Origin of the sequence: Escherichia sp. MOD1-EC6819 (genome assembly GCF_002965765.1) — a bacterium.
Classification (GTDB): Bacteria; Pseudomonadota; Gammaproteobacteria; order Enterobacterales; family Enterobacteriaceae; genus Escherichia; species Escherichia ruysiae.
The window spans coordinates 20767-47673 of the sequence record NZ_PTRG01000013.1 but is presented as its reverse complement, the minus strand read 5'-3'; the positions used below and the strand labels follow the sequence as shown (position 1 = coordinate 47673).

The 26907-nt window shown below is 48.2% G+C and carries 26 protein-coding genes; 11 read left to right on the top strand and 15 right to left on the bottom strand.

Annotation, left to right across the window (positions count from 1 at the left end; all coding sequences use genetic code 11):
• Nucleotides 1–4: 4 nt before the first annotated feature.
• The 5 genes from lpfC to A7Z06_RS18340 all read right to left on the bottom strand — a co-directional run bounded on the left by lpfC (nt 5) and on the right by A7Z06_RS18340 (nt 6330).
• A complete protein-coding gene (gene lpfC, locus A7Z06_RS18365; RefSeq protein ID WP_085461389.1) occupies nt 5–2581 on the bottom strand; it encodes an outer membrane usher protein LpfC in 2577 nt (858 codons plus the stop codon).
• 23 nt (nt 2582–2604) lie between these two features.
• The gene (lpfB, locus tag A7Z06_RS18360) at nt 2605–3291 is read right to left on the bottom strand and encodes a long polar fimbrial biogenesis chaperone LpfB (RefSeq protein ID WP_000726213.1); all 687 of its coding nucleotides are present in this window, start codon (nt 3289–3291) and stop codon (nt 2605–2607) included.
• 67 nt (nt 3292–3358) lie between these two features.
• Complete coding sequence (gene lpfA / locus A7Z06_RS18355) at nt 3359–3883, bottom strand: long polar fimbrial major subunit LpfA (protein ID WP_000758160.1); 525 nt, start codon at nt 3881–3883, stop codon at nt 3359–3361.
• A gap of 317 nt (nt 3884–4200) precedes the next feature.
• Nucleotides 4201–5403 carry an L-lactate MFS transporter gene (locus A7Z06_RS18350; RefSeq protein ID WP_000189033.1) on the bottom strand — a complete coding sequence of 401 codons (1203 nt, stop codon included), beginning with the start codon at nt 5401–5403 and terminating at the stop codon, nt 4201–4203.
• Between the two features lie 228 nt (nt 5404–5631).
• The gene (locus A7Z06_RS18340) at nt 5632–6330 is read right to left on the bottom strand and encodes an autotransporter outer membrane beta-barrel domain-containing protein (RefSeq protein WP_000584407.1); all 699 of its coding nucleotides are present in this window, start codon (nt 6328–6330) and stop codon (nt 5632–5634) included.
• Nucleotides 6331–6487: 157 nt separating this feature from the next.
• Between A7Z06_RS18340 and tag the strand changes: the two genes are divergently transcribed.
• Complete coding sequence (tag, locus tag A7Z06_RS18335; RefSeq protein WP_000438938.1) at nt 6488–7051, top strand: DNA-3-methyladenine glycosylase I; 564 nt, start codon at nt 6488–6490, stop codon at nt 7049–7051.
• Complete coding sequence (locus A7Z06_RS18330) at nt 7048–7488, top strand: N-acetyltransferase (RefSeq protein WP_000617459.1); 441 nt, start codon at nt 7048–7050, stop codon at nt 7486–7488. Before tag ends, A7Z06_RS18330 begins: the two co-directional genes overlap by 4 nt.
• On the opposite strand, the gene bisC is transcribed toward A7Z06_RS18330, so the two are convergent.
• Complete coding sequence (bisC, locus tag A7Z06_RS18325; protein WP_010344966.1) at nt 7457–9790, bottom strand: biotin sulfoxide reductase; 2334 nt, start codon at nt 9788–9790, stop codon at nt 7457–7459. The genes A7Z06_RS18330 and bisC overlap by 32 nt on opposite strands.
• A 152-nt stretch (nt 9791–9942) precedes the next feature.
• On the opposite strand from bisC, the gene A7Z06_RS18320 reads away from it, so the two are divergent.
• Both A7Z06_RS18320 and ghrB read left to right on the top strand, forming a co-directional pair.
• A complete protein-coding gene (locus tag A7Z06_RS18320; protein WP_000747625.1) occupies nt 9943–10602 on the top strand; it encodes an OmpA family lipoprotein in 660 nt (219 codons plus the stop codon).
• A 103-nt stretch (nt 10603–10705) separates the two neighbouring features.
• Nucleotides 10706–11680, top strand: a complete 975-nt coding sequence (gene ghrB / locus A7Z06_RS18315; RefSeq protein WP_000805001.1) for a glyoxylate/hydroxypyruvate reductase GhrB — start codon at nt 10706–10708, stop codon at nt 11678–11680.
• 49 nt (nt 11681–11729) lie between these two features.
• On the opposite strand, the gene A7Z06_RS18310 is transcribed toward ghrB, so the two are convergent.
• On the bottom strand, nt 11730–12440 hold the full coding sequence (locus A7Z06_RS18310; protein ID WP_000190517.1) for a DUF3053 domain-containing protein: 711 nt from the start codon (nt 12438–12440) through the stop codon (nt 11730–11732).
• A gap of 432 nt (nt 12441–12872) precedes the next feature.
• Between A7Z06_RS18310 and A7Z06_RS18305 the strand changes: the two genes are divergently transcribed.
• From A7Z06_RS18305 to A7Z06_RS22130, 3 genes are all read left to right on the top strand, one after another.
• Nucleotides 12873–13163 (top strand): HTH-type transcriptional regulator, encoded by a 291-nt coding sequence (locus tag A7Z06_RS18305; protein ID WP_010344962.1) that lies wholly within the window; start codon nt 12873–12875, stop codon nt 13161–13163.
• Nucleotides 13164–13443: 280 nt separating this feature from the next.
• On the top strand, nt 13444–13656 hold the full coding sequence (gene cspE, locus A7Z06_RS18300) for a transcription antiterminator/RNA stability regulator CspE (RefSeq protein WP_000014594.1): 213 nt from the start codon (nt 13444–13446) through the stop codon (nt 13654–13656).
• 140 nt (nt 13657–13796) lie between these two features.
• Complete coding sequence (locus A7Z06_RS22130; protein ID WP_212735822.1) at nt 13797–13868, top strand: hypothetical protein; 72 nt, start codon at nt 13797–13799, stop codon at nt 13866–13868.
• On the opposite strand, the gene hokA is transcribed toward A7Z06_RS22130, so the two are convergent.
• The 4 genes from hokA to A7Z06_RS18280 form a co-directional block, all read right to left on the bottom strand.
• Nucleotides 13845–13997, bottom strand: a complete 153-nt coding sequence (gene hokA / locus A7Z06_RS18295; protein WP_001135738.1) for a type I toxin-antitoxin system toxin HokA — start codon at nt 13995–13997, stop codon at nt 13845–13847. The two genes, A7Z06_RS22130 and hokA, sit on opposite strands and share 24 nt — an antisense overlap.
• A gap of 321 nt (nt 13998–14318) precedes the next feature.
• Entirely contained in the window at nt 14319–16388 is a 2070-nt protein-coding gene (gene glyS / locus A7Z06_RS18290; RefSeq protein WP_001291756.1) for a glycine--tRNA ligase subunit beta, read from the bottom strand.
• A gap of 9 nt (nt 16389–16397) precedes the next feature.
• Nucleotides 16398–17309 (bottom strand): glycine--tRNA ligase subunit alpha, encoded by a 912-nt coding sequence (glyQ, locus tag A7Z06_RS18285; RefSeq protein WP_001168544.1) that lies wholly within the window; start codon nt 17307–17309, stop codon nt 16398–16400.
• A 94-nt stretch (nt 17310–17403) separates the two neighbouring features.
• Entirely contained in the window at nt 17404–17703 is a 300-nt protein-coding gene (locus tag A7Z06_RS18280; RefSeq protein ID WP_000980163.1) for a YsaB family lipoprotein, read from the bottom strand.
• 174 nt (nt 17704–17877) lie between these two features.
• Here A7Z06_RS18280 and A7Z06_RS18275 point away from each other — a divergent pair, with 174 nt between their 5' ends.
• Nucleotides 17878–18873: an acyltransferase gene (locus A7Z06_RS18275; RefSeq protein ID WP_105279527.1), complete on the top strand. Its 996-nt coding sequence runs from the start codon at nt 17878–17880 to the stop codon at nt 18871–18873.
• Between the two features lie 41 nt (nt 18874–18914).
• Here the strand turns inward: A7Z06_RS18275 and yiaA are convergent, their stop codons facing one another.
• The 4 genes from yiaA to xylA all read right to left on the bottom strand — a co-directional run bounded on the left by yiaA (nt 18915) and on the right by xylA (nt 22745).
• On the bottom strand, nt 18915–19352 hold the full coding sequence (gene yiaA, locus A7Z06_RS18270; RefSeq protein ID WP_010344954.1) for an inner membrane protein YiaA: 438 nt from the start codon (nt 19350–19352) through the stop codon (nt 18915–18917).
• 35 nt (nt 19353–19387) lie between these two features.
• Nucleotides 19388–19729, bottom strand: a complete 342-nt coding sequence (gene yiaB, locus A7Z06_RS18265) for an inner membrane protein YiaB (RefSeq protein WP_010344952.1) — start codon at nt 19727–19729, stop codon at nt 19388–19390.
• A gap of 167 nt (nt 19730–19896) precedes the next feature.
• On the bottom strand, nt 19897–21351 hold the full coding sequence (gene xylB, locus A7Z06_RS18260; protein ID WP_000275353.1) for a xylulokinase: 1455 nt from the start codon (nt 21349–21351) through the stop codon (nt 19897–19899).
• Between the two features lie 71 nt (nt 21352–21422).
• Entirely contained in the window at nt 21423–22745 is a 1323-nt protein-coding gene (gene xylA / locus A7Z06_RS18255) for a xylose isomerase (RefSeq protein WP_001149550.1), read from the bottom strand.
• Between the two features lie 367 nt (nt 22746–23112).
• Between xylA and xylF the strand changes: the two genes are divergently transcribed.
• The 3 genes from xylF to xylH all read left to right on the top strand — a co-directional run bounded on the left by xylF (nt 23113) and on the right by xylH (nt 26882).
• Nucleotides 23113–24105: a D-xylose ABC transporter substrate-binding protein gene (xylF, locus tag A7Z06_RS18250; protein ID WP_000694881.1), complete on the top strand. Its 993-nt coding sequence runs from the start codon at nt 23113–23115 to the stop codon at nt 24103–24105.
• A 76-nt stretch (nt 24106–24181) separates the two neighbouring features.
• Nucleotides 24182–25723 carry a D-xylose ABC transporter ATP-binding protein gene (xylG, locus tag A7Z06_RS18245; RefSeq protein ID WP_024212363.1) on the top strand — a complete coding sequence of 514 codons (1542 nt, stop codon included), beginning with the start codon at nt 24182–24184 and terminating at the stop codon, nt 25721–25723.
• Nucleotides 25701–26882: a xylose ABC transporter permease XylH gene (gene xylH / locus A7Z06_RS18240; protein WP_000046000.1), complete on the top strand. Its 1182-nt coding sequence runs from the start codon at nt 25701–25703 to the stop codon at nt 26880–26882. Before xylG ends, xylH begins: the two co-directional genes overlap by 23 nt.
• Nucleotides 26883–26907 lie beyond the last annotated feature (25 nt).

Below are 26907 nucleotides of genomic sequence, written 5' to 3'. Positions count from 1 at the left end.
CTGATCATTGGCAATTTGTTGTCACAGAAATAATACCTGACGATTTTTCCTTAATCGGCAGTTCATATTTCGCAACGCATTGTTGTGAAGTATCTTTACCCCATACGATCTTCACATCCCCTTTTTTAGGCATCCCGCTGATATATAACTGCCCATCTTCACCAACAATACCGCTAATCTGTTCACTTTTATCTGAAACCAGCGTTGCAGTTGCACCAAAGGGGACGCTCACTTCATTTTGCCGAATTAATGTCATAAGAACTCGATAACCCACACGGGTATCGAAATGCGCCCGTACGACAGCTCCTCGCGTTGGCACAACTGTCTGGAATGCGCTGTTCATATCAACACTGTCATTCAACGTTTCACTGCGAATGGACACATCATTTTCACGGTAGATGCTCAGATAAGGAACGACCGCATTACCTTGCCAGTCAACACTCACACCACTATTATTTAATACTTTCGCCCCCCGGGCACCTGGTGCTGAAACTATACCAATGGTTTCACCCAAAGGTTGGGAAAGCGAGATCCCTTCACTGTGCGCTACAATGCCACCACGCAGGCTGTAGTTAGTCTGCTGGTAGTCTTTACCATAGCTGTAACCCACGCTGATATTACCGGCGCCGCCCTGGTACGACAAACTGGCATTACCGCTATTACCAACACCATTACTGGAATACCCTTCCTGAACGTTATAGCTAAGATTGCGATCTTCTAACAGAGTGCCATTGACGCCAAGCTGTTGTGTCGTACGACCATCCTGATCGGTTGTCACGCGGTAGTTACTCCATGCCCGACCAAACGGAATGGAAACATTAAATGACCACAACTGGTCGTTTTCATCCCATTCAGGGCTTTTATTCCAACTGTAAGCAATACTGTAATTAACACGTCCAATACGACCGTTGTACCCGGTAGCCAAAGAAAGGCGCTTACCGTCATCATTCCAGTAATCCTGCTGGGTCATATTGAAATAAACCGACCCATAGGTGCCCAATTGCTGTGTCAAATTACCCTGAATTTCACTACGCTTATGGTAACGGCCGTAATCGCTGTCAGCACCGCTACGCACATCTGTTGCTTCCTGGAAGGTATAAAAACCACTGGTAGAATACTTGTAACCCAATAAACGGAAATCTGTGCCGCTGGCAAAGCTTTTTGAATAAAGAAAGCGGTACGATTGTCCCTGATCGGTTGCATTATTATTTAATGTACTTTTTGCCTGAGTAATATCAACCGATATTGCACCAATAGAGCCAAAGTTTTTCCCCAATCCCAGAGCAAATGCGTTGTAATCCTTAGAAATTAATGCGCCACCATAGGTGGTCATACCAAACGGTAAACCATACATCGCATTAAACTGACCAAAGCGAGGGTTGGCGCTATCGTAATTACCAGCACGGTATTCACCAGCAGAAAGGCTATATTTGAGATGCCCTTCACGTTGGAAAATAGCGACTGAAGAGAATGGCTGAATAAATCTTTGTTCACTACCATCAGCCTCTTTAACAATTACGGTTAAATCACCGCTGTTCGCTGTGGGGTATAAATCGTTAATTTCAAACGCACCTGGCTGAACAAATGCTCGATAAATCACGTAACCATTTTGTTCAATACTGACTTCCGCGTTACTTTTCGCTATCCCTCGAACTACCGGAGCAAAACCACGTTGGCTGTCTGGCAACATTTCTTCATCAGAGGCCAGTAATGCCCCGCGCATCTGCACACTGTCAAAAATATCTGAAGGTGTTGCTGTATCACCCAATGTCAGTTGCGCTTTCAGCGGAACAATGGCCCGTGTTACATAGGTGCCAATATTGTCCCACTGCTTCTCGCCGTTACTATAGCTCCAGTTACTGTAATTTCGCAGACGCCATGCCCCAAGGTTAAGGCCGCTTCGCATACTTAAGTAGTAGCTATCGTTAGTCTGGCTAGTTTCGTTTTTATCCTGGTGATGATTACCATTTTCATCAATGTAGCGATTATAACTTTTTGTATCATGAGAACTGTTACTACCGCTGAAACTGTAATCAAGAAGCAACGCGGGCACACCATCGTCCCAGCGTGATTCAGGTACTGTACCGCGAGCAACCTGCTGCATTGCCGCCTGAGGAAAACTCATCACCAGTTTTTGTTCGCTAAAATCAAAATGACTGGTCGCCTGAGGGATAATTTCATTAAACGCCACACAGGCTTCTGCTGGTATAAGGTTAAGTGCTGAAAAACTGTCTACACGAACGCCCATATCAGCCAGTTGTGTCCGGCTTAAACAAGGTATGAGAAACTCCCCCATCTCCTTTCGTTGGGATTCTGTAGCCGCCTTAAACTCCAGAGTGCGCGTTTCCATTTTTTGTTCATTGACGATTAAAGAAACGCGATATGTTCCAGGCAACTGCGCGCCATGGTCAGTTTCGTACATGGAAAGGTCAACATGCTGGTTGATCCCTGCGGTATCTTCCAGAAAACGCGGATTAAATTTTCCAGCTGTCGCAGAAAAAGAGCCTGCAACCGTAAGCGCCAATACAGATAAAGAAAAGGGCAAAGAAGTGTAAGTGCGCGAAACGACCATCCATGACATTAAGTTGGTTCCCCTGAAAACTATTAATTAATTTCGCGAGTCAGATATTCACCTGAAGAGCCAAAATCATTAATTGTATTATATTTTATTTGCGAAGCACTGTTCACACCTGCAGGCAAATTGATATTCAAAGACCCTTTTGCTGGCACCATACCGGACTTTTCAATTTCGTGTCCGTTAATAAATACATCACTGAACGTGATGTTAAAAACAGTTGGATTGTCAACTTTTATCTGTTTACCGTTTCGCGTAAAACGTAGTTCTCCTGGCGAAGATTTAATATCCCCTTTTAGACCTGCTGGGCGATAAAAAAGCTTGATGCGAGTACGAACTGCAATCTGCAAGACATTTTTCCCTTCATTTTCTTCATTTTGAGAAGGAATCGCTTTGACGTTTACCCAGTAAACAGATTCACGATCCTGAGGTAAGGACGGATTCACATTTACGATACGTAAGATGTTGTTTTTTCCTGGCTCAAGTTTGAATAATGGCGGAGTAATGATGAATGGTGTTTTTTTACTACCCGTTGCATCATCAACCCATGACTGAATAAGAAATTCTTCTGATTTATTTTTGTTTTGTACGGTTAGCGATGCTTCTTTCTTATTACCGTCATAAATCACCCGAGTAGAACTAAGCCCAACCCCACTCGCTAGTGCAGACTGCGAAATTAACACCCAAAGAGTTAACGCAATGAATTTTTTTTTCATCATTCTATCCATGAACGTTGAACACAATTGGCGGAGAATTCATCTTCGCCAATTGTGAAACTAACTATTACTCGTAAGACAGATTGAAATCAACCTGAGCATTACCATAACCAGTAGTTACAGCAGCTAAAGTAGAAACATAGTTTGCGGTGAAATAAAGAACTGTCTGACCTTTTTTCAGGTCAGTGCTGGATTCACCACTATTCATCGCAACCAGGGTGTTGCTGTTATCATAAATACCGATACCTACGCCTTTCGCCGCGCCTGCTTCGGTGCTAACAGAGATAAGTTCAGGTTTATCGGTATCACCAACGCCACTAAAGCTGACTTTCGCCTTTTTCAAAGTGGTGATATCACAATCTTCCAGCTTGATTTCGAAAGGTTTTGATGGTGATTTATCACCGACTGCAGCAAATACAGATTTTTGCACCTGACCCAGGACAACTTCCTGATTCTGAGAATCAACTGACAGTACGCAAGCTGCATCGACGATTTCACCTGTAAATTTCACAGTGCCATCACCGGAATCCGCTGCAAATACGGAACCAGAAGTTAACGCCAGTGCTGACAAGGCAAAAACAACCTTTTTCATGAATAACTCCATTTATATAGATAAATATGCTTAATGTTGTTCACACAACGGGGCGCAGATTATACAAATGGCACTAAAAAATAAAATTATTTTTACTAAATATTATTTTTTAAAATAAAAATGAATATATATTAAATTCAGCATGTTATAAAAAACAACATCAATAGGGAAATATACTTTCGGAAAATATTTATATTGATATTTTATATAAATAGAGTAATGCATTCACAGAAAGAATACATTGTTCTATTTATACTCTGAAATAGGAAAAGGGAGAAACTCACGTCCCTCCCCTTCATTTTCTTACAATGATATTTTTAGACGTGAACCTCGCGCAACACCTTCTGCCCTGGCTGGCGAATAGTCGTAGAAAGTGCAAGAGACAGAATCAGCAAGGCGAAAATCACGTAGAAGGTCACATAGAAACCACCAAACAGTGAGGCGATAATCGAGCCGCAAATGCTGCCGATACCGAAACCGAGGTAAATTACACCGTAGTTTTTCGCCAGATTATTAAGTCCAAAGAACTCGCTGACCAGTGACGGGAACACCGTGATTGTGCCGCCGAAGTTAAACGCCACGCAGGCAATCGCCGCGAAGAACGTTAACGCATTGAGTGGAGCGAACAGCAGTGCCGCCATGCCCACCAGCGAAACCACCTGTCCAATGGTGATGACCCGAATACGGGCGATTTTGTCAGACAGAATACCCAGAACCAGACGACCAGAAAGGTTAGCAATTGAAATGACCGTCACTGCGTTGGCTGCGGAAATTGCATCAAGATGCGCCAGACTCTGCGCGATATCTTTCGCCACCCCAATAACATACAGGCCACTCATGCAGGCAGTCAGGAACATTACCGCCAGCATCCAGTACTGCGGTTTACGCATCGACTCTGCCAGGGTGAAATCATTTTCCACCACGCCATTATGGGTTTTGACTTCCTGTTTCGGCGCATCTTTCATTAAGGTCGCGCCAAAAACAATCATCACCAGCGCAATCGCGCCCCAAATTATAAAGGTTTTTTCCAGACCGACCGTTTCCAGCAGTTGCGTGTCGATAAATTTGAACCCCAGGCTACCCAGGCCATAGGAACCAATGGCGAATGCGGAGATCAAACCTTTACGTTCCGGGAACCACTTCACGCAGTTAGAGAGCGTCAGCAAGTAACCCGCGCCATCTGCCAGACCGACCAGCACACCGGCACTCAGCCACAGCATCATCAGGTTGTTGGAATGCGCGGTCAGGAAGAAGCCTAATCCCAGCAAAATACCGGAAGCCATAGTGACGCGTTTAACGCCAAAACGTTCCTGTAATTTTCCCGCGACAGAAGACGAAATTGCCAGTCCCAGACTCAACAGGCCAAAGGAGAAAGCCACCTGGCTTACCGGTGCATCCAGTTTGGCGGAAAGTGCACCGTTAAACAGGCTCCAGGTATAAACCGACCCCAGGGCGAACTGGGTAATAATAGTACCGATAAGCGTCAGCCAGCGCGTACGTTGATAGTTGGAAGGTGTCATGGCAGTGTTCCTGCATTAATAAAAAGGAAAGGTCTCTGCCGACAACCATATCGAAGTGCACTTTATGCCAGGGGAAAAACGGCATGAAATGCCATCAGAACGGAATGAAATGCCTTAGTTCAGGAATGAATGACGTGACAAATATTCACCACAATAATAATTGTGTCAGTTAGTACCCACTATCAACACAATGATTGTTATACGCGGGTTCAAATTGTAAATAACAAGTTAAAATCTGGCACTAACGCCCATGCTATACAAATAATCATTATTATTGTTGCTGTTTTCTGCCTGAGATAACGCGGCATAAGCGGCAATATTTGGATTAAGCAACATATCGGCGCCCACAGTCACATCAAGCCAGTTGCCGTTCTGATTTGTCGCCGTCATGCGACTTAGGCCTGATTGAGCCTTCCAGATATTTTCACCAAATTGCTGGTTATAGCTGATTTGCGCCCAGGGACGAAAATCACCAAGCCGGGAATCAACACGCCAGCCTAATGTACTGACGCTGGCATGCCATAACGGATCGGTCAACGTTGCAGTGCTGTCGCCAAACTCGTTATACATCGAAATGGTCGTACCATCATAATGCAATGCGGCGACTGGGCCTGTTGTAACATGTTCATATAAAGGGAAATTCCAGCCCATACTCATACTGCTGGTCACATCGGCAGGCGTATCCTCCGCCAGATTGACTTCCAGTCCCAGCGCCCTTTGGCTACTTTGAATACGTTGCGACAAAATATCGTTGTAATCAGGTTGGTGATCACTATCCCAGGTATAACGCTCCGTAGTATGCCCAGGCTGCGTATCAACGATATATTCTTGTTGCCAGGCATAAGCTGTGTTGAGAAAAAGAGAACTGATTACAACGCTCGCCAGCAAACTTAACGTCCAGTGGCCACCGCATTTTTTTATGATCATTAACACGACTCCAGAAAAGAGCCGAATTCGGCAATATTATTGTCATTGTATGAAGGATATCGGGCATAGTAGCCCTGTATTAAATATTGACTTTTTCACCGATGCGTCAAGAAAAGCGGCTGAAATTTTTACGGTCTGGTATATAGCGAGGGAAAGTATGGAACGTTGCGGCTGGGTGAGTCAGGACCCACTTTATATTGCCTACCACGATAATGAGTGGGGAGTGCCTGAAACCGACAGTAAAAAACTGTTCGAAATGATCTGCCTTGAAGGACAACAGGCTGGGTTATCCTGGATTACCGTCCTCAAAAAACGTGAAAATTATCGCGCTTGTTTTCATCAGTTTGATCCCGTCAAGGTCGCGGCAATGCAGGAAGACGATATCGAAAGACTGGTACAGGATACCGGGATTATCCGCCATCGTGGAAAAATCCAGGCCATTATCGGCAATGCGCGCGCTTACCTGCAAATGGAGCAAAACGGCGAACCGTTTGCCGACTTTGTCTGGTCGTTCGTAAACCACCAGCCACAAGTGACACAAGCCAGAACATTGAGCGAAATCCCTACTTCAACGCCCGCCTCCGACGCGCTCTCCAAAGCACTGAAAAAACGCGGCTTTAAGTTTGTTGGCACGACAATTTGTTACTCCTTTATGCAGGCATGTGGGCTGGTGAATGATCATGTGGTTAGCTGCTGTTGCCATCCGGGGAACAAATCATGATTCGGGAAGCACTGCTTTCGGAACTGCCCGCGATTCTGGAGTTATGGCTGGAAAGCACAAGCTGGGGACATCCCTTTATAGAAACAAGCTATTGGCGTGACTGCATTCCGCTGGTGCGTGATGCATATCTAGCCAACGCGCAAAACTGGGTGTGGGAAGACAATGGTGAATTTCTCGGTTTTGTCAGCATTATGGAGGGCCGGTTTCTGGCAGCGATGTTTGTCGCACCGAAGGCCATCAGACGCGGCATTGGTAAGGCGCTGATGCAACATGTACAGCAGCGCCATCCCCATTTGTTGCTGGAGGTTTATCAAAAAAACCAACCGGCGATAGATTTTTACCATGCGCAGGGGTTTCATATTGTCGACTGCGCATGGCAGGAGGAAACCCAACTCCCTACCTGGATTATGGATTGGCAGGCGGATCAAACGCCGTAAGCGACAGCTCCGGGCCATTATATTTTTCCAGCCATGCCAGCGCCGTGTTACCCGCACAGCCATTCCCCAGCCGCGAGCTGGGAAGGTCTTTAGTTAGCACGTTAACCGCACCATTTTTACAAATGCCGCCAGCAGATAAATCAAGATCTGGCCAAGCGCCTTCGTGAATACAAATCACGCCAGGTTTAATACCTTCGCTAATGACGGCTCCGACAAGGATTTGTCCGCGCGAGTTCCACACCCGAACTGTATCGCCATCTTGTATACCCCGCGCCCGCGCATCTTCTGGGTGAATGGTGACAGGTTCACGATTTGCCACCGCATACAATTCGCGCAAGGAACTGTAATTCAGCTGACTGTGCAGACGATGTGCCGGGTGAGCAGAAAGTATCTGCAACTGTTCCGGTTCTGCATTGCCCTGCCATTCGTCCGGCTCCAGCCACATTGGATGCCCTGGGCAATCCGGATAAGCGTAATCGGCAATACGCTGTGAGAAGATTTCAATCTTGCCGCTGGCGGTTTTTAACGGATACGCCTGCGGATCGCGGCGAAAATCAGCGAAGCGAATAAACCGCTCGCTGTCTGGGTTTTCCGGCATCTCAATTAACTGATTGGCTTCCCAGAACTCATCAAATGGTGGCAATTGTATCTGCTGACTTGCCCCAGGCTGCCGGGCGACGTTATAAAACGTTTCCAGCCATTGCAGCTCACTTTTCCCTTCTGTAAATCGCGCGTAGCCGCCCTTTTCCCACCGTTCGCTTAATTCAGCAAAAACATCAAAATCATTACGTGCTTCACCACGCGGTGGCACCACTTGTTTCATCGGCACCAGATGCTGATTGCTGTAATCGCCGGTCATGGTGAGATCATTACGCTCAAACGACGTGGTCGCAGGGAGAACGATATCAGCGTGTTTTGCCGCCGCCGTCCAGAAGCATTCGGAGATCACCACCAGCTCTGGTTTTTGCCAGGCGTGAATCAGACGATTGGTATCCTGATGGTGGGTAAAGTTGGCACCACCCGCCCACCAGATAAAACGAATATCCGGGAAATGTCGGTTCATACCGTTGTGTTGATATGTGCCACCGGGGTTTTCTAATGCTTCAACAATACGGGCAACGGGGATTTTATCTACCGCATCGGTGCCGCCGGGCAAACTACTTTGCATGGAAGAGAGCACCGCAGCGCGGCGGGTCGGATTGCCGCCATTGGCAAAATGGTAAGAAAGGCCAAAGCCGCCGCCGGGTGTGCCGATTTGCCCCAACATTGCCGCCAGCGTGACGATCATCCAGTGTTTTTGCTCACCAAACTGTTGGCGCTGCATTCCCCATCCCGCCATCAGCATCGTAGTGTTTTGGTGGAAAATAGCCGCCAGCTCGCGAATCTTCTCGGGTGGAATGCCGCAAATCTCCGCCGCCCATTCGGCAGTTTTCGCTATTCCGTCTTTCTCGCCCAGCAAATAGGAGGCGAAGACGTCATAACCCGTGGTGCAACGCGCCAGAAACTCTTCGTCGTGCCAGTCATTTTCCACCAGCGTATGGGCGATCCCCAGCATTAGCGCAACATCCGTGCCCATATGGGGGGCTATCCACTCCATTTTATCGCCAAAGAAATCGACGGTTTCCGATCGCATTGGATCAATGCAGATCAGCTTTTTCCCGCTGTCACGCAATGCAGAAAAGTAAGAAAGCCCCTGCTCATCGGATGCATTCCACGCAATTTTCAGCGTATTGAGAGGGTTAGCACTCCACAACACCACGACATCACTATGTTCCAGCACCAGCGGCCAACTGGTTTGCTGTTGATAAACTTCGCTGCCCCCCACGACATACGGCATGATCGCCTGTGCCGCGCCGGTCGAATAATCCCCCAGATGCCCGGTATAACCGCCTGCCAGCGCCATATAGCGTTGTAATAAAGTTGACGCTTTATGCAAGACGCCATTTGAACGCCAGCCGTAGGAACCAGCAAAAATCGATGCTGGGCCATAAGCCTCACGAATACGTTTATGTTGATGGTGAATAAGATCCAGCGCCTCATCCCAACTCACGCGAACAAATTCATCCTGCCCACGAATGCCTTGCGGGTTTTCTGGTGACGCGAGAAAGCCTTTGCGCACCATTGGAAATCGTACCCGCGTATTGCTGTGAACCTGGTCGCGAACCGCGCTCTGCAAGGAGTTTTCCAGCTCTGTCGCTAACGCGCCACGCGAGCTAAAAACTGTTTCACCGTCGGTTTCAACCAGCATGGGTCCCCAGTGGGCGGCAGTCAGAACGGAATAACGTGAGGATGAATTGGCCAAACCGAAGGCTCCTGAAAGGTTAGATGTATTGGGCAGTTAAATATTACTTACAAATTTCCGAGTATTCCCAGGAATAATCTTCATGTTCACACGGCATAATCTCCCGCCACGGCACCCGTGAACAAGAATAAAAAGGTTATTAAGGATTAACAATGAAGAAACGTGTTTATCTTATTGCTGCCGTCGTGAGCGGCGCTCTGGCGGTATCTGGCTGTACAACTAACCCTTACACCGGCGAACGTGAAGCAGGCAAATCTGCTATCGGCGCAGGTCTGGGCTCTCTCGTTGGCGCGGGTATTGGCGCGCTCTCTTCTTCGAAGAAAGATCGCGGTAAAGGCGCGCTGATTGGCGCAGCAGCAGGCGCGGCACTGGGCGGTGGCGTTGGTTATTATATGGATGTACAGGAAGCGAAGCTGCGTGACAAAATGCGCGGCACCGGCGTTAGCGTAACCCGCAGCGGGGACAACATTATCCTTAACATGCCGAACAATGTGACCTTTGACAGCAGCAGCGCGACCCTTAAACCGGCCGGTGCTAACACGCTGACTGGCGTGGCAATGGTGCTGAAAGAGTACCCAAAAACGGCAGTTAACGTGATTGGTTATACCGACAGCACGGGTGGTCACGACCTGAACATGCGTCTCTCCCAGCAGCGTGCGGATTCCGTTGCCAGCGCGTTGATCACCCAAGGTGTGGACGCCAGCCGCATCCGTACTCAGGGTCTTGGCCCGGCTAATCCGATCGCCAGCAACAGCACCGCTGAAGGTAAGGCGCAAAACCGCCGTGTAGAAATCACTTTAAGCCCGCTCTAATCCCTTTCATGCCGGGTGATGCAGAAATCACCTGGCATTCTTCAGTTTTCCTTCATCATATTTCAGGCTAAGGTGATCGCCTTATCAGTGAATGGAGAGAAGAATGAAGCCGTCCGTTATCCTCTACAAAGCCTTACCTGATGATCTACTGCAACGCCTGCAAGAGCATTTCACCGTTCACCAGGTAGCAGACCTCAATCCACAAACCATTGAACAAAACGCGGCGATTTTTGCCGAAGCTGAAGGTTTACTGGGTTCAAACGAGAATGTTGATGCCGCATTACTGGAAAAAATGCCAAAACTGCGTGCCACTTCAACTGTCTCCGTCGGCTATGACAATTTCGACGTCGATGCGCTTAACGCTCGAAAAATCCTGCTGATGCATACGCCAACCGTGTTAACGGAAACCGTCGCCGATACGCTGATGGCGCTGGTGCTGTGTACAGCGCGTCGGATTGTGGAAGTGGCGGAACGCGTAAAAGCTGGCGAATGGACCGCCAATATCGGCCCGGACTGGTACGGCGTTGACGTTCACCATAAAACACTGGGCATTGTCGGGATGGGACGGATCGGCATGGCCCTGGCACAGCGCGCGCACTTTGGCTTCAATATGCCAATTCTCTATAACGCGCGCCGCCACCATAAAGAAGCAGAGGAACGCTTTAACGCCCGCTACTGCGATCTGGATACGCTGTTACAAGAATCAGATTTCGTTTGCCTGATCCTGCCGCTAACTGAAGAAACTCATCACCTGTTTGGCGCAGAACAATTCGCCAAAATGAAATCCTCCGCCATTTTCATTAATGCAGGGCGTGGGCCGGTAGTTGACGAAAATGCACTGATTGCGGCGTTGCAGAAAGGGGAAATTCACGCCGCTGGTCTGGATGTCTTCGAACAAGAGCCATTGCCAGTAGATTCGCCGTTGCTCTCAATGACAAATGTCGTTGCAGTACCACATATTGGTTCAGCCACCCATGAGACGCGTTATGGCATGGCTGCCTGTGCCGTGGATAATTTGATTAATGCGTTGCAGGGGAAGGTTGAGAAGAACTGTGTGAATCCGCACGTCGCGGACTAAGCCGCGACTGCGTGGAGAAAAGCCCGATAACCGTTCGGGCTTTTACTCTTTATTGGGTTGCAGTGACTGCCGTGGTCCAGGCCTGATTAAACGCCTGATGCTGTGCCGGTAATGGCGCAATCAGTTTGTTATATTCACTCGCCTGCTGTGAAGTCGGGAACTGGATGCCATTCGCGACAAAGCTCACCTGAGTACCTTGTTGAGCGATGTAGTCCCCCACCATCACCAGTTGCTGCGTGAACGTTTGAGCCGCCGGAATCAGCGGTTGCAACGCATCAGCTGGGGTCGTCACTACTTTAGTGAATGCCTGATCAAAGACCGGTTTCAGGTCATCGGTCTGTTTTAGCGCAGAGTGCGCAGCATCGGCCTGCAACTTCGCATTTTGCAATTGTTGCGCCAGTACGCCAAGAGATCCGTTCATTTCACGCAGTGGACCACTTTGCGTGACGTAATCCTGTGGTACGCGAATCGCGTTAACGCTGTCTACAACCGGACGCAGACCGGAATCCATCGCCTGATTAACCTGTTGGGAATAGCCATACAGGATCGCGTAATCAGAGACAAAAGGACCAAACTGTTTTTTCTGATCGGCAGTCAGGGTTGGTAGACGTTCACCGCTACGCATCACTGTATTCTGCAGGAAGTCGATAAACGCTTTACGCTGATCGCCTTCTTTATCAAAACACCCACTCAGGCTAACTACCATTAATAACGCCGCAAGAGGCGCAAACCAGCGAGAGCAGGACTTTCCTGTCGCCATTTTCTTACTCCTTTCACCCAAAAAAAGCGCACAACGACACACGCGTGTCTGACGCTGACAAGGATAGTCCAGGACAGGCTTACAGGATACCCTTTATGCATAATCTTCCTGGGAAAATGATGTAGAAAATGAAGAAGAGTTAATTTGTTGTTTTATTGTTAAAAACAGACATTGCTATTGCGTTTTTGTGGTCAGCTCATCCCTTCTCTTGGTAGGCCAAATTTTCGGAATCTTTACAATCCCAGGACGCTGAGAAATATTTCGGCATTAATCATATCGTTAGACGACTATAAGTCACGGCAACTTAGTAGCTGAATCGAATCATACTTAAATCACTCACGGGTTTCTCCCCGCTGTGTCTGCTTTTCCCGACTATTCTTAATGAGCTTCGATGAAATTCACGATCCCGCAGTGTGATTTGAGGAGTTTTCAATGGAATATAAAGATCCAATGCATGAGCTGTTGAGTAGCCTGGAACAAATTGTTTTTAAAGATGAAACGCAAAAGATTACCCTGACGCACAGAACAACGCCTTGTACCGAAATCGAGCAATTACGTAAAGGGACAGGGTTAAAAATTGATGATTTCGCCCGGGTTTTGGGCGTATCAGTAGCCATGGTGAAAGAATGGGAGTCCAGACGCGTAAAGCCTTCCAGTGCCGAACTAAAATTGATGCGCCTGATCCAGGCCAACCCAGCATTAAGTAAACAGTTGATGGAATAGACTTTTATCCACTGTATTGATGTTTACGGTCCTGATGACAGGACCGTTTTCCGACCAATTAATCATAAATATGGAAAATAATTGTTGCATCACCATTCAATGCGTGGCTTAATGCACATCAACGGTTTGACGTACAGACCATTAAAGCAGTGTAGTAAGGCAAGTCCCTTCAAGAGTTATCGTTGATACCCCTCGTAGTGCACATTCCTTTAACGCTTCAAAATCTGTAAAGCACGCCATATCGCCGAAAGGCACACTTAATTATTAAAGGTAATACACTATGTCCGGTAAAATGACTGGTATCGTAAAATGGTTCAACGCTGACAAAGGCTTCGGCTTCATCACTCCTGACGATGGCTCTAAAGACGTGTTCGTACACTTCTCTGCTATCCAGAACGATGGTTACAAATCTCTGGACGAAGGTCAGAAAGTGTCCTTCACCATCGAAAGCGGCGCTAAAGGCCCGGCAGCTGGTAACGTAACCAGCCTGTAATCTCTGCTTAAAAGCACAGAATCTAAGATCCCTGCCAATTGGCGGGGATTTTTTTATTTGTTATTTCAGGAAATAAATAATCGATCGCGTAATACAATCTATTATTATTTTTATAAAGAATAAATTTGGGTGCAATGAGAATGCGCAACGCCGTAAGAAAGGCGGGAATAATTTCCCGCCAAAGACTCTTACTCTTTCAAATTGCAGGCTAAAAATGCCGCCAGCTCATAGCTTCCCTGTTTAATATGCAATTCACACAGTGAATCTCTTATCATCCAAGTGAAAAATAAAAGCGTGAAACAAATCACTATTAAAGAAAGCAATCTATATTTCTGCGGCATTCCCAGCCTCCTGTGTTGATTTCCAACGAGTAAGAGGCTAACCTTATGGTGTTCAGGCATAGGGCAGCCTCACTTTGATTTATAGTCAGGTGGGGCTTTTCTCTGTCTGCCTTTTGGTAAATACCTGAGACAAACAGTCTCAAGCACCCAGACTTATTTTAGCGTAATAACCTCTTTTCCTCTCCTTAATAAATTCCGAAAAAAATATCATAAAATTAATATATGAGATGATTTTTATTCAGCAGAAGATTATTAAAGGTAGCTGTATTATTTAGTGAAAAAAAAGTCTGCCATCTGGCAGACTTTTTAATAAAGGAGTTATTACTGCAGTAAAGAAATATCCGCTACACGCAGGAATAATTCGCGCAGTTTTTCCAGCATGGTCAGACGGTTGATACGTAGTTCTTTGTCATCGACCATTACCATCACTTTATCGAAGAAGGCATCAACCGGTTCACGCAACTCAGCCAGTTCGACCAGCGCATCCTGATAACGACCTTCTGCGAAGTACGGCTCCAGCTTGTCGCGCAATACAACTACCTGCATCGCCAGTTTAATTTCTTCCGGCTCTTTCAGGGTGGAGGCATTCACGCGATCGCTCAGCACTTCGTCTGATTTCGCCAGAATGTTAGATACACGCTTGTTCGCCGCCGCCAGTGCTGCCGCTGCTTCCAGGGTACGGAAGTGCGATACCGCCTTCATGCGGGCATCAAAATCTGCCGGACGAGTCGGACGACGCGCCAGTACCGCCTGGATGGTGTCGACGGTGTAACCTTCGTCCTGATACCAGGCGCGGAAGCGACCGAGCATAAAGTCGATAACGTCATCCACCACATTGGCGTTAGTCAGCTTATCACCGTACAAGCGCACAGCTTCTTCGGTCAGCGTTTGCAGATCAAGATTGAGGTTCTTCTCAACGATAATACGCAGCACGCCCAGCGCCGCACGACGCAGCGCAAACGGGTCTTTATCACCTTTCGGATGCTGACCAATACCGAAGATGCCCGCCAGGGTATCCATCTTGTCAGCAATCGCCAGCGCACAGGCTACCGGGTTAGACGGCAGGGAATCACCGGCAAAGCGCGGTTGATACTGCTCGTTCAGCGCCACCGCGACATCTTCCGCTTCACCATCATGACGCGCGTAGTGCATACCCATAACGCCCTGGGTGTCGGTGAACTCAAAGACCATGTTGGTCATCAGGTCACACTTGGACAGCAGCCCAGCACGAGTTGCGTGGTTAACGTCAGCGCCAATCTGTTCAGCGATCCAGCCAGCCAGAGCCTGAATGCGGTCAGTTTTATCGCGCAGCGTCCCCAGCTGTTGCTGGAACAGCACGGTTTGCAGGCGCGGCAGGTTATCTTCAAGACGTTTTTTACGGTCGGTGTTGAAGAAGAACTCGGCATCAGCCAGACGTGGACGAACGACTTTCTCGTTACCAGAGATAATTTGCTGCGGATCTTTCGACTCAATGTTGGCAACGAAGATAAAGTTCGGCAGCAGTTTGCCGTCGTTCGCATACACCGGGAAGTATTTCTGGTCACCTTTCATGGTATAAACCAGTGCTTCAGACGGCACAGCGAGGAATTTCTCTTCGAATTTCGCGGTCAGAACAACCGGCCATTCAACCAGCGAAGCCACTTCTTCCAGAAGGCTTTCGCTTAAGTCAGCATTACCACCAATCTTACGCGCCGCTTCTTCAGCATCGACTTTAATCTTCGCCTTACGCTCTTCGTAATCGGCGATGACTTTACCGCGCTCACGCAGAATTTCCGGATACTGATCGGCATTGTCGATGGTAATTTCCGGCTCACCCATAAAGCGATGTCCACGAATTACGCGATCGGACTGAATACCCAGAATGGTTGCCGGAATGACTTTATCGCCCAGCAGCAAAGTTACGGTGTGCACCGGACGCACGAAGTGCACGTCAGACGCGCCCCAGCGCATCAGTTTCGGGATCGGTAGTTTCGCCAGCGAAGTGGCTACCATGTTCGGAACAAGTGCCTCGGTGCTTTCGCCCTTCACATGAGCGCGATACAGTAGCCATTCGCCTTTGTCAGTAGTCAGACGCTCGGCCTGGTCAACGGAGATCCCGCAACCACGCGCCCAGCCTTCTGCTGCTTTACTCGGTTTGCCTTCGGCGTCGAAAGCCTGGGCAATCGCCGGGCCGCGTTTTTCGATTTCACGGTCAGGCTGGGCTTCCGCCAGGTTAGCCACTTTCAGCGCCAGACGACGCGGAGCCGCAAACCATTGAACGGTGCCGTGTGCGAGGCCAGCGTTATCCAGCTCCGCAGTAAAGTTCGCAGCAAAGGACTCAGCCAGGCTGCGCAGTGCTTTTGGTGGCAGCTCTTCAGTGCCGATTTCCACCAGAAAAGTTTTCTCAGACATAGCCGCCTCTTACTTATCTTTGTTGCACATCGGGAAGCCGAGGGCTTCACGGGAAGCGTAGTATGCTTCTGCCACTGCTTTGGTCAGGGTGCGAATGCGCAAAATATAACGCTGACGCTCAGTGACGGAGATGGCTTTACGCGCATCCAGCAGGTTGAAGCTGTGGGCGGCTTTCAGAATACGCTCGTAGGCAGGCAGCGGCAGCGGATTTTCCAGCGCCAGCAGCTGCTGCGCTTCTTTCTCGTACTGCTCGAAGCAGGTGAACAGGAAGTCCACGTCCGCGTATTCGAAGTTATAAGTGGACTGCTCCACTTCGTTCTGATGGAACACGTCGCCATAAGTGGTTTTACCCAGCGGGCCGTCGCTCCAGACCAGGTCGTAAACGCTGTCTACGCCCTGAATGTACATCGCCAGACGTTCCAGACCATAGGTGATCTCGCCGGTAACCGGTTTACACTCCAGACCACCAACCTGCTGGAAGTAAGTGAACTGCGTCACTTCCATGCCGTTCAGCCACACTTCCCAGCCCAGCCCCCAGGCACCCAGCGTCGGGTTTTCCCAGTTATCTTCCACGAAACGAATATCGTGGATAGTCGGGTCCATGCCCAGCTCTTTCAGAGAACCGAGGTACAGCTCCTGGATATTGTCCGGCGATGGCTTAATCACCACCTGGAACTGATAGTAATGCTGTAAGCGGTTGGGGTTTTCGCCGTAGCGACCATCGGTCGGGCGACGAGAAGGCTGGACATAAGCAGCCGCCATCGGTTCTGGCCCCAGCGCGCGCAGACAGGTCATTGGGTGAGAGGTTCCCGCGCCGACTTCCATGTCCAATGGTTGAACAATGGTGCAGCCCTGGCGAGCCCAGTAATCCTGTAAGGTCAGGATCAAGCCCTGGAAGGTCCTGGTATCAAACTTTTGCATATTATTTCGTGCTGGATACGTGTGGATTTAAAGGAAGGGATCAGTATACCCGCTGGATGGAAGATATACAGTACGAAACGGGAAAAAGCAGGGCTTAACGCATGGAAAGATGCAAAAAATGGCCATCCGCGTCAAAAGAACAGACAAAGTGCTCTTTCCGAAAGGTATAGCCGCGCATTTCGTAACTCCCCTGGAACTGTTCAAATGCGGTGACGTCGATTTTTTGCTCGCCGGTGTTATAACGTTTTGCTGCCTGATCCTTGCATAAGGCTTCCATATTCAACGAACGCAGCGGATCAACTTTTACCCGTTGTGCTTTCTGTACGGGTGGCGTTGTTGAGCATCCTACTAACACCATAAGCGCCATTACCGGAAAGAAAGAGTTCATCATCATTAAATTACCGTCTGGTTTGCAGGTGAGTCTTATTATTTATATCGGTATAGTGGCTGATATCTTACGAATTTCCTCAAGCCTCTATAAGCTGTAGTGATAAAACTCAGATTATTCCAGTGCACCAACCGAATGATTTATCAGTCAGACTTTTTTTAACCAGATACAGAGACACAGATGCAGCCCAAAATTTACTGGATTGATAACCTGCGAGGGATAGCGTGTTTAATGGTGGTGATGATTCACACCACTACCTGGTATGTGACCAATGCCCATAGTGTTAGCCCCATCACCTGGGATATCGCGAATATTCTAAATTCTGCCTCTCGTGTCAGCGTACCGCTATTTTTCATGATTTCCGGCTATCTCTTTTTTGGCGAACGCAGCGCCCAGCTGCGCCATTTCTTACGTATCGGCTTATGCCTGCTGTTTTATAGCACTGTCGCACTGCTCTACATTGCACTGTTTACTTCCATCAATGTGGAGATATCGCTGAAAAACCTGCTACAAAAGCCGGTGTTTTATCATTTATGGTTTTTCTTCGCGATTGCGGTGATTTATCTGGTTTCGCCGCTGATTCAGGTAAAGCACGTCGGCGGTAAAATGTTGTTGGTGCTAATGGTGGTGATTGGCATCATCGCCAACCCAAACACAGTGCCACAGAAGATCGACGGTTTTGAATGGCTACCAATTAACTTATATATCAATGGCGATACTTTTTACTACATCCTGTATGGCATGTTGGGCCGCGCCATTGGGATGATGGACACGCAACACAAGCCACTGTCGTGGATGAGCGCCGCACTGTTTATCGCCGGGGTATTTATTATATCTCGTGGGACATTATATGAATTACAGTGGCGCGGAAACTTTGCTGATACCTGGTATCTTTACTGTGGTCCGATGGTTTTTATCTGCGCAATTGCGTTACTGACTCTGGTAAAAAATACACTGGATACGCGTACTGTTAGCGGGCTTGGACTGATATCCCGTCATTCTCTGGGTATATACGGGTTCCACGCGTTGATTATCCATGCGCTGCGCACCAGTGGTATTGAGCTTAAAAGCTGGCCAATACTGGATATTATTTGGATCTTTTGCGCGACGCTGGCAGCAAGCTTGTTGCTTTCTGTACTGGTACAACGAATCGATAAAAACAGATTAGTAAGTTAAGTAAAAGCCCGGTCACACTGGACTGACCGGGCTTACGTAGATTATTCGCTATATTCTTCCTGCGCAGCCATCGTTTCTTTTGGTGCGTTGATCCCAGCATCACGGATATTTTTCTGCACCGCTACTGCACCAAACAAGCTTAAAAAGAAGGCCAGACCATAGAAGCCTTTTTCGCTGAGTAATAACGTCGCATTCCACAGACCTACCATCAGTAATGCAACAGAGATAATAAACACAGTCAGGCAGGTCATATAATAAATGGAGGTGGTCGGTATGCCTTCATACTTGTCCCGAACGGTCTTTTGATAAGACGCTGCAGAAAACAGTCCTAATACCAGTACGGCAAAATAATATCCTTTTTCATTTAACTGCATCTCTGCATTCCATAGCCCTAACAGATAGGTAACGATACCACCAACGAGAGCTATCCATGACACAATACTGAATGCCGGAGAATAGGTTGATATTTTGTTTTCCATCACTGACTTCCTTTCATTCCTGAAGCTTAAGAGCTTTATGCCGAGCGAAATACTCGCATTTGACCAAACAAGCAGACAAAAAAGGCGATGGGGTAGATCACCATTTCATAAGCATTGATAGGTGCGTTTAAAACACCGATAAACAAGAGACCGATGGTGATTAACGCTACCAACTGGCAGATGCGGATAAACAAATCATCCAGTTGCCCAAGTTTTTCTGCGCGCAGATATGCATAGTTACCAAAAGTCCCCGTCATTAACACGCCAAGAAAATAGCCTTTGCCACTTAACAATGGACATGAGATCCATAATCCAATCAGATAAACCAGCGCCCCGACCACAAATAATAGTTTTGCTACAGTCTTTGAGGTTTTCATAACGATCTCCATATCTACCTGCGATACATTACGAGTAACCAACGAAAGACAAAACTGAAAAATGCCATTAACAAATGATTTTCAGAATAAATTCATATAAAAAATTAATATATTCTAAATATATATAGATGGAGATTATCCCCCGCCACATAAGGCAGGGGGAAATATTATGCCATTAGCGGCAGAAGTTGCTGATAGAGGCGACGGAACGTTTCACGTCGTGGCTGATAAGCGGTATAACGCTGCGCATCCGGCAGATGCGACTGTTCTAAAGGAAGTTGCGGCAACAACTCAATGAGAGATTTATCTGGATTTACCGCAATCTGTGCCAGTCTTGCTGCGCCTAATGCTGGCCCCACATCCCCCCCCGTGCGGTAATTCAGTTGCTGACCGCTAATATCCGCCAGCATCTGACGCCAGTACTCGCTACGCGCTCCGCCACCAATCAGTGTAATGCTTTGCGGTTGAATGCCACAGGCATGTACGACATCCATGCCATCCGCCAACGCATACCCCACGCCTTCCAGTACCGCGCGAGCCAGTTCTGCGGGGCCGTGTTGATGGGTCAGACCGAAGAAAACGCCCTTTGCCTGTGGATTATTGTGCGGCGTGCGCTCGCCGGAAAGATAAGGCAAAAACCAGACAGGATCGACATTCTCATCGGCCTGCTGAGCTGCGGCAATTAAAGCGGGGACATCGCTCAGACCGGTTAATTTCGTCGCCCAGTCCAGACACGACGCCGCACTCAGCATCACCGACATTAAATGCCAACGCTCAGGTAAAGCATGGCAAAAGCTGTGTACGGCACTTTCCGGCTTACTTAGGAAACCTTCGCTCACCGCAAAATAAACGCCTGAAGTCCCCAGCGATAACATTGCCTGGTTGGCATCAACCATACCCACACCAACCGCGCCAGCCGCATTATCGCCGCCGCCCGCAACAACCGGCACTGCATTCATTCCCCACGCTTTTGCAACCTCAGGTAGCAAAGTGCCGGTAATTTCGCTGCCTTCGTATAATGCTGGCATCTGAGCTCGAGATAACTGGCAAGCCTCCAGCATAACATCGCTCCAGTCACGCTTTGCGACATCCAGCCACATGGTGCCGGCTGCATCAGACATATCACTGGCGAATTCTCCCGTCATCCGCAGACGCAAATAATCTTTCGGCAATAATACTTTGTCTACCTGAAGGAATATCTCTGGCTCATTTCGCTGAATCCACAGTAATTTAGGCGCGGTAAATCCGGGCATCATCAGGTTGCCTGTAATATTCCGCGACTGCGGAACTCGCGCTTCCAGCAAAGCACACTCCTCCGCGCAGCGCCCGTCGTTCCACAAAATGGCGGGACGTAGCACCCGCTGCTGAGCATCAAGTAAAGTAGCACCATGCATTTGCCCGGCAATACCCAATGCTTTAACGTCTCGCAGAGAATGCTGTTCACCCAGGATTTTCATCGCGCGACCAGTCGCCAGCCACCACTGTTCCGGATCTTGCTCCGACCAGAGTGGATGCGGACGCGAAACGGTTAGTTTTTCCGTTTGCGAAGCGACCACTTCACCTTGCTCGTTGAGCAAAATAACTTTTACGCCCGATGTGCCAAGATCTATCCCGATATACATAGCGATTGTTCCTTAAAAAAATGCCCGGTATCGCTACCGATAACCGGGCTTGCGGACTGCACAATTAGCCGTTATTTGTCGAACAGATAATGATTTACCAGATTTTCCAGTTGCTCCTGGCGTCCACTCTGATGCACCGGCGCCAGATTGTTGTCCTGAGCATATTTTGCTAAATCAGCCAATGACATTTGACCTTTCAGGATTTGCTGACCCAGTTCACTATTCCAGCCGGAATAACGTTGTGCTACGCGTTTATCCAGTTCGCCGTCTTCAATCATGCGGGCTGCAATTTTCAGTGACAGCGCCATCGTATCCATCGCCCCAATATGACCGTAGAACAGATCGTATTTATCAGTGCTCTGACGACGTACTTTGGCATCAAAGTTCAGACCACCGGTCGTGAAACCACCTGCTTTGAGGATTTCATACATTACCAGCGCGTTCTCTTCCACGCTGTTCGGGAACTGGTCAGTATCCCAGCCCAGTTGCGCGTCGCCACGGTTAGCATCGACAGAACCGAACAGACCAAGCGCAATGGCTGTGGCAATTTCATGGTGGAAAGAGTGACCCGCAAGCGTCGCGTGGTTCGCTTCAATATTCAGTTTAATCTCTTTTTCCAGGCCAAACTGTTTCAGGAAGCCGTAAACCGTTGCGGCATCGTAATCATATTGATGTTTGGTCGGTTCTTGCGGTTTCGGTTCGATAAGCAGCGTGCCCTGGAAACCGATTTTATGTTTATGCTCAACCACCATCTGCATAAAGCGACCAAGCTGTTCACGCTCCTGACGAAGATCGGTATTCAACAGAGTTTCATAACCTTCACGACCGCCCCACAGCACATAGTTTTCACCACCCAGTTTATGCGTTGCTTCCATCGCGGTAACAACTTGTGTAGCTGCCCAGCTAAAGACTTCGGGATCTGGATTCGTCGCCGCGCCTGCGCCATAGCGAGGGTTAGTAAAGCAGTTGGCTGTTCCCCACAGCAGTTTCACGCCGCTCTCTTCTTGCTTGCCAGCCAGCACATCGACCATTTGCGCAAAGTTATTGATGTACTCTTTTAACGATGAGCCTTCCGGGGAAACATCCACGTCATGGAAGCAATAAAACGGCACATGTAGTTTGTGGAAAAACTCGAATGCGACATCGGCTTTACGCTTCGCCAGCGCGAGGGCTTCGCCAGGCTGCTGCCACGGACGATTAAACGCGCCCACGCCAAACATGTCCGCCCCGTTCCAGCAGAAGGTGTGCCAGTAGCAGGCGGCAAAACGCAAGTGGTCTTCCATACGCTTGCCCAACACCAGTTCGTCGGGGTTGTAATGACGGAATGCTAACGGGTTAGAGGATTTCGGACCTTCATAACGAACGCGATCGAGCTGGTCAAAATAGGCTTGCATAATGAACTCCATAATCAGGTAATGCCGCGTGTGATGGATGATGTCGTAATATTGGGCACTCCCTTTCAGTTGCTCAATTATGTTATTTCACACTGCTATTGAGATAATTCACAAGTGTGCGCTCGCTCGCAAAAATAATATGGAATGATGAAACCGGGTGATTTCTCGAATAGAAAAATGCAACAAGTACAATTAATCAACAAAAGTAAGATCTCTGTCATAAATCAAGAAATAAACCAAAAATCGTAATCGAAAGATAAAAATCTGTAATTGTTTTCCCCTGTTTAGTTGCTAAAAATTGGTTACGTTTATCGCGGTGATTGTTACTTTTTTAAGCTGTCCTCTAACAACAGAAGGCCTCTGAATCATGAAAATAAAGAACATTTTACTCACCCTTTGCACCTCACTTCTGCTTACTAACGTCGCGGCGCACGCCAAAGAAGTAAAAATAGGAATGGCGATTGATGATCTCCGTCTTGAACGCTGGCAAAAGGATCGGGATATCTTTGTTAAAAAAGCAGAATCTCTCGGTGCAAAAGTATTTGTACAATCTGCGAATGGCAATGAAGAAACCCAAATGTCGCAGATTGAAAACATGATTAACCGGGGCGTCGACGTTCTTGTCATTATTCCGTATAACGGTCAGGTATTAAGTAACGTTGTAAAAGAAGCCAAACAAGAAGGTATAAAAGTATTAGCTTACGACCGCATGATTAATGATGCAGATATCGATTTTTATATTTCTTTCGATAATGAAAAAGTCGGCGAACTGCAAGCAAAAGCCCTGGTTGATATCGTCCCACAAGGCAATTATTTCCTGATGGGTGGCTCCCCGGTCGATAACAACGCCAAGCTATTCCGCGCCGGGCAAATGAAAGTATTAAAACCTTATGTTGACTCAGGAAAAATTAAAGTCGTTGGCGACCAATGGGTTGATGGCTGGTTACCAGAAAATGCGCTGAAAATTATGGAAAATGCGCTAACTGCCAACAATAACAAAATTGATGCGGTTGTTGCCTCAAACGATGCTACCGCTGGCGGGGCGATTCAGGCATTAAGTGCTCAAGGTTTATCAGGCAAAGTGGCAATTTCCGGCCAGGATGCGGATCTCGCGGGCATAAAACGTATTGCTGCCGGTACGCAAACTATGACGGTGTATAAACCCATTACGTTGTTGGCAAATACTGCCGCAGAAATTGCCGTTGAGTTGGGCAATGGTCAGGAACCAAAAGCAGATACCACACTGAATAATGGTCTGAAAGATGTTCCATCCCGCCTGCTGACACCAATCGATGTTAATAAAAACAACATCAAAGATACGGTAATTAAAGACGGATTCCACAAAGAGAGCGAGCTTTAAGCATCACGCCCCGGCGCTGACCGGGGCGTGATTTCTCTCCATGCCGCGTGAACTGATTGGCTTAGGTGGAGTCGTTATGTCTTATCTACTTGAAATGAAGAACATTACCAAAACCTTCGGCACCGTGAAGGCGATAGATAACGTCAGCTTGCGGCTAAACGCTGGCGAAATCGTCTCACTCTGTGGGGAAAATGGGTCTGGTAAATCAACGCTGATGAAAGTGCTGTGTGGAATTTATCCTCATGGCTCCTACGAAGGCGAAATTATTTTTGCTGGCGAAGAGATTCAGGCAAGTCACATCCGCGATACCGAACGCAAAGGCATCGCCATCATTCACCAGGAATTAGCCCTGGTGAAAGAATTGACCGTGTTGGAAAATATCTTCTTGGGTAACGAAATAACCCACAATGGGATTATGGATTATGACCAGATGACGCTACGCTGCCAGAAGCTATTAGCACAGGTCAGTTTATCCATTTCACCCGATACCCGCGTTGGCGATTTAGGGCTTGGGCAACAACAACTGGTTGAAATTGCCAAGGCGCTAAATAAGCAGGTGCGTTTATTAATTCTCGATGAACCGACAGCCTCATTAACCGAGCTGGAAACCACGGTTTTACTGGATATTATTCGCGATCTGCAACAACACGGTATCGCCTGTATCTATATTTCGCACAAACTCAACGAAGTTAAAGCAATTTCCGATACGATTTGCGTTATTCGCGACGGTCAGCATATAGGAACACGTGATGCAGCCGGAATGAGCGAAGACGATATTATCACTATGATGGTAGGGCGAGAATTAACGGCACTTTACCCTAACGAACCGCATATCACGGGTGATGAAATATTACGTATTGAGCACTTGACGGCGTGGCATCCGGTTAATCGCCATATTAAACGGGTTAACGATGTCTCTTTTTCTCTGAAACGCGGTGAAATACTGGGTATTGCCGGACTGGTCGGCGCCGGGCGTACCGAAACCATTCAATGCCTGTTTGGCGTTTGGCCCGGACAGTGGGAAGGGAAAATCTATATTGACGGCAAACAGGTGGATATTCGCAACTGCCAGCAAGCGATCGCCCAGGGTATTGCGATGGTGCCAGAAGACAGAAAGCGCGATGGCATCGTTCCGGTAATGGCAGTTGGTAAAAATATTACCCTCGCCGCACTCAATAAATTTACCGGAGGGATCAGCCAGCTTGATGATGCCGCAGAGCAAAAATGTATTCTGGAATCCATCCAGCAACTCAAAGTTAAAACGTCGTCCCCCGACCTTGCTATTGGACGTTTGAGCGGCGGCAATCAGCAAAAAGCGATCCTCGCTCGCTGTCTATTACTTAACCCGCGCATTCTCATTCTTGATGAACCCACCAGGGGTATCGATATTGGCGCGAAATACGAGATCTACAAATTAATTAACCAACTCGTCCAGCAAGGTATTGCCGTTATTGTCATCTCTTCTGAATTACCTGAAGTACTCGGCCTTAGCGATCGTGTGCTGGTGATGCATGAAGGAGAACTAAAAGCCAACCTGATAAATCATAACCTGACTCAGGAGCAGGTGATGGAAGCCGCATTGAGGAGCGAACATCATGTCGAAAAGCAATCCGTCTGAAGTGAAATTAGCCGTACCGACATCCGGTGGCTTTTCTTGGCTTAAGCCACTGAATTTACAGGTCTTCGTGATGATTGCAGCGATCATCGCAATCATGCTGTTCTTTACCTGGACCACCGATGGCGCCTACTTAAGCGCCCGTAACGTTTCCAACCTGCTGCGCCAGACCGCAATTACCGGCATTCTCGCGGTAGGTATGGTGTTCGTCATAATTTCTGCTGAAATCGACCTCTCGGTCGGCTCCATGATGGGGCTATTAGGCGGGGTCGCCGCTATCTGCGACGTTTGGTTGGGCTGGCCGCTGCCGCTCACTATCATTGTGACATTGGTTCTGGGGCTGCTTCTCGGAGCGTGGAATGGGTGGTGGGTCGCGTACCGCAAAGTCCCGTCATTTATTGTCACCCTGGCAGGCATGTTGGCATTTCGCGGCATCCTTATTGGTATCACCAACGGCACGACCGTTTCCCCCACCAGCGCCGCGATGTCACAAATTGGGCAAAGCTATCTACCAGCAAGTACCGGTTTCATCATCGGCGCGCTTGGTTTAATGGCTTTTGTCGGCTGGCAATGGCGCGGAAGAATGCGCCGTCAGGCTTTGGGTTTGCAGTCTCCGGCATCTACAGCGGTGGTCGGTCGCCAGGCATTAACGGCTATTATTGTTTTAGGCGCAATCTGGCTGCTAAATGATTACCGTGGCGTTCCTACTCCTGTTCTACTGCTGACGTTGCTGTTACTCGGTGGAATGTTTATGGCAACACGGACAGCTTTTGGGCGACGCATTTACGCTATTGGCGGTAATCTGGAAGCGGCACGGCTATCCGGGATTAACGTTGAACGAACAAAACTTGCTGTGTTTGCTATCAACGGTTTGATGGTAGCCATCGCCGGGTTAATTCTTAGTTCTCGACTTGGCGCTGGTTCACCTTCTGCGGGGAATATCGCCGAGCTGGACGCGATTGCAGCATGCGTGATTGGTGGTACTAGTCTGGCAGGCGGTGTGGGAAGTGTTGCCGGAGCAGTAATGGGGGCATTCATCATGGCTTCACTAGATAACGGTATGAGTATGATGGATGTACCGACCTTCTGGCAGTATATCGTCAAAGGTGCGATTCTGTTGCTGGCAGTATGGATGGACTCCGCAACCAAACGCCGTTCCTGACTTTGATAAAAATTTTCTCAAAGCC

What these genes read in the sequence shown, in the direction of transcription:
- xylH (WP_000046000.1), top strand. Translation starts at nt 25,701, where the DNA reads ATGTCGAAAAGCAATCCGTCTGAAGTGAAATTAGCCGTACCGACATCC.
- cspE (WP_000014594.1), top strand. Translation starts at nt 13,444, where the DNA reads ATGTCCGGTAAAATGACTGGTATCGTAAAATGGTTCAACGCTGACAAA.
- A7Z06_RS18340 (WP_000584407.1), bottom strand. Translation starts at nt 6,330, where the DNA reads ATGATCATAAAAAAATGCGGTGGCCACTGGACGTTAAGTTTGCTGGCG.
- A7Z06_RS18305 (WP_010344962.1), top strand. Translation starts at nt 12,873, where the DNA reads ATGGAATATAAAGATCCAATGCATGAGCTGTTGAGTAGCCTGGAACAA.
- xylB (WP_000275353.1), bottom strand. Translation starts at nt 21,351, where the DNA reads ATGTATATCGGGATAGATCTTGGCACATCGGGCGTAAAAGTTATTTTG.
- A7Z06_RS18330 (WP_000617459.1), top strand. Translation starts at nt 7,048, where the DNA reads ATGATTCGGGAAGCACTGCTTTCGGAACTGCCCGCGATTCTGGAGTTA.
- xylG (WP_024212363.1), top strand. Translation starts at nt 24,182, where the DNA reads ATGTCTTATCTACTTGAAATGAAGAACATTACCAAAACCTTCGGCACC.
- yiaB (WP_010344952.1), bottom strand. Translation starts at nt 19,729, where the DNA reads ATGAAAACCTCAAAGACTGTAGCAAAACTATTATTTGTGGTCGGGGCG.
- glyQ (WP_001168544.1), bottom strand. Translation starts at nt 17,309, where the DNA reads ATGCAAAAGTTTGATACCAGGACCTTCCAGGGCTTGATCCTGACCTTA.
- A7Z06_RS18275 (WP_105279527.1), top strand. Translation starts at nt 17,878, where the DNA reads ATGCAGCCCAAAATTTACTGGATTGATAACCTGCGAGGGATAGCGTGT.
- hokA (WP_001135738.1), bottom strand. Translation starts at nt 13,997, where the DNA reads ATGCCGCAGAAATATAGATTGCTTTCTTTAATAGTGATTTGTTTCACG.
- lpfC (WP_085461389.1), bottom strand. Translation starts at nt 2,581, where the DNA reads ATGTCATGGATGGTCGTTTCGCGCACTTACACTTCTTTGCCCTTTTCT.
- A7Z06_RS18310 (WP_000190517.1), bottom strand. Translation starts at nt 12,440, where the DNA reads ATGGCGACAGGAAAGTCCTGCTCTCGCTGGTTTGCGCCTCTTGCGGCG.
- lpfB (WP_000726213.1), bottom strand. Translation starts at nt 3,291, where the DNA reads ATGAAAAAAAAATTCATTGCGTTAACTCTTTGGGTGTTAATTTCGCAG.
- A7Z06_RS18280 (WP_000980163.1), bottom strand. Translation starts at nt 17,703, where the DNA reads ATGATGATGAACTCTTTCTTTCCGGTAATGGCGCTTATGGTGTTAGTA.
- A7Z06_RS18350 (WP_000189033.1), bottom strand. Translation starts at nt 5,403, where the DNA reads ATGACACCTTCCAACTATCAACGTACGCGCTGGCTGACGCTTATCGGT.
- glyS (WP_001291756.1), bottom strand. Translation starts at nt 16,388, where the DNA reads ATGTCTGAGAAAACTTTTCTGGTGGAAATCGGCACTGAAGAGCTGCCA.
- lpfA (WP_000758160.1), bottom strand. Translation starts at nt 3,883, where the DNA reads ATGAAAAAGGTTGTTTTTGCCTTGTCAGCACTGGCGTTAACTTCTGGT.
- A7Z06_RS18320 (WP_000747625.1), top strand. Translation starts at nt 9,943, where the DNA reads ATGAAGAAACGTGTTTATCTTATTGCTGCCGTCGTGAGCGGCGCTCTG.
- xylF (WP_000694881.1), top strand. Translation starts at nt 23,113, where the DNA reads ATGAAAATAAAGAACATTTTACTCACCCTTTGCACCTCACTTCTGCTT.
- yiaA (WP_010344954.1), bottom strand. Translation starts at nt 19,352, where the DNA reads ATGGAAAACAAAATATCAACCTATTCTCCGGCATTCAGTATTGTGTCA.
- xylA (WP_001149550.1), bottom strand. Translation starts at nt 22,745, where the DNA reads ATGCAAGCCTATTTTGACCAGCTCGATCGCGTTCGTTATGAAGGTCCG.
- tag (WP_000438938.1), top strand. Translation starts at nt 6,488, where the DNA reads ATGGAACGTTGCGGCTGGGTGAGTCAGGACCCACTTTATATTGCCTAC.
- ghrB (WP_000805001.1), top strand. Translation starts at nt 10,706, where the DNA reads ATGAAGCCGTCCGTTATCCTCTACAAAGCCTTACCTGATGATCTACTG.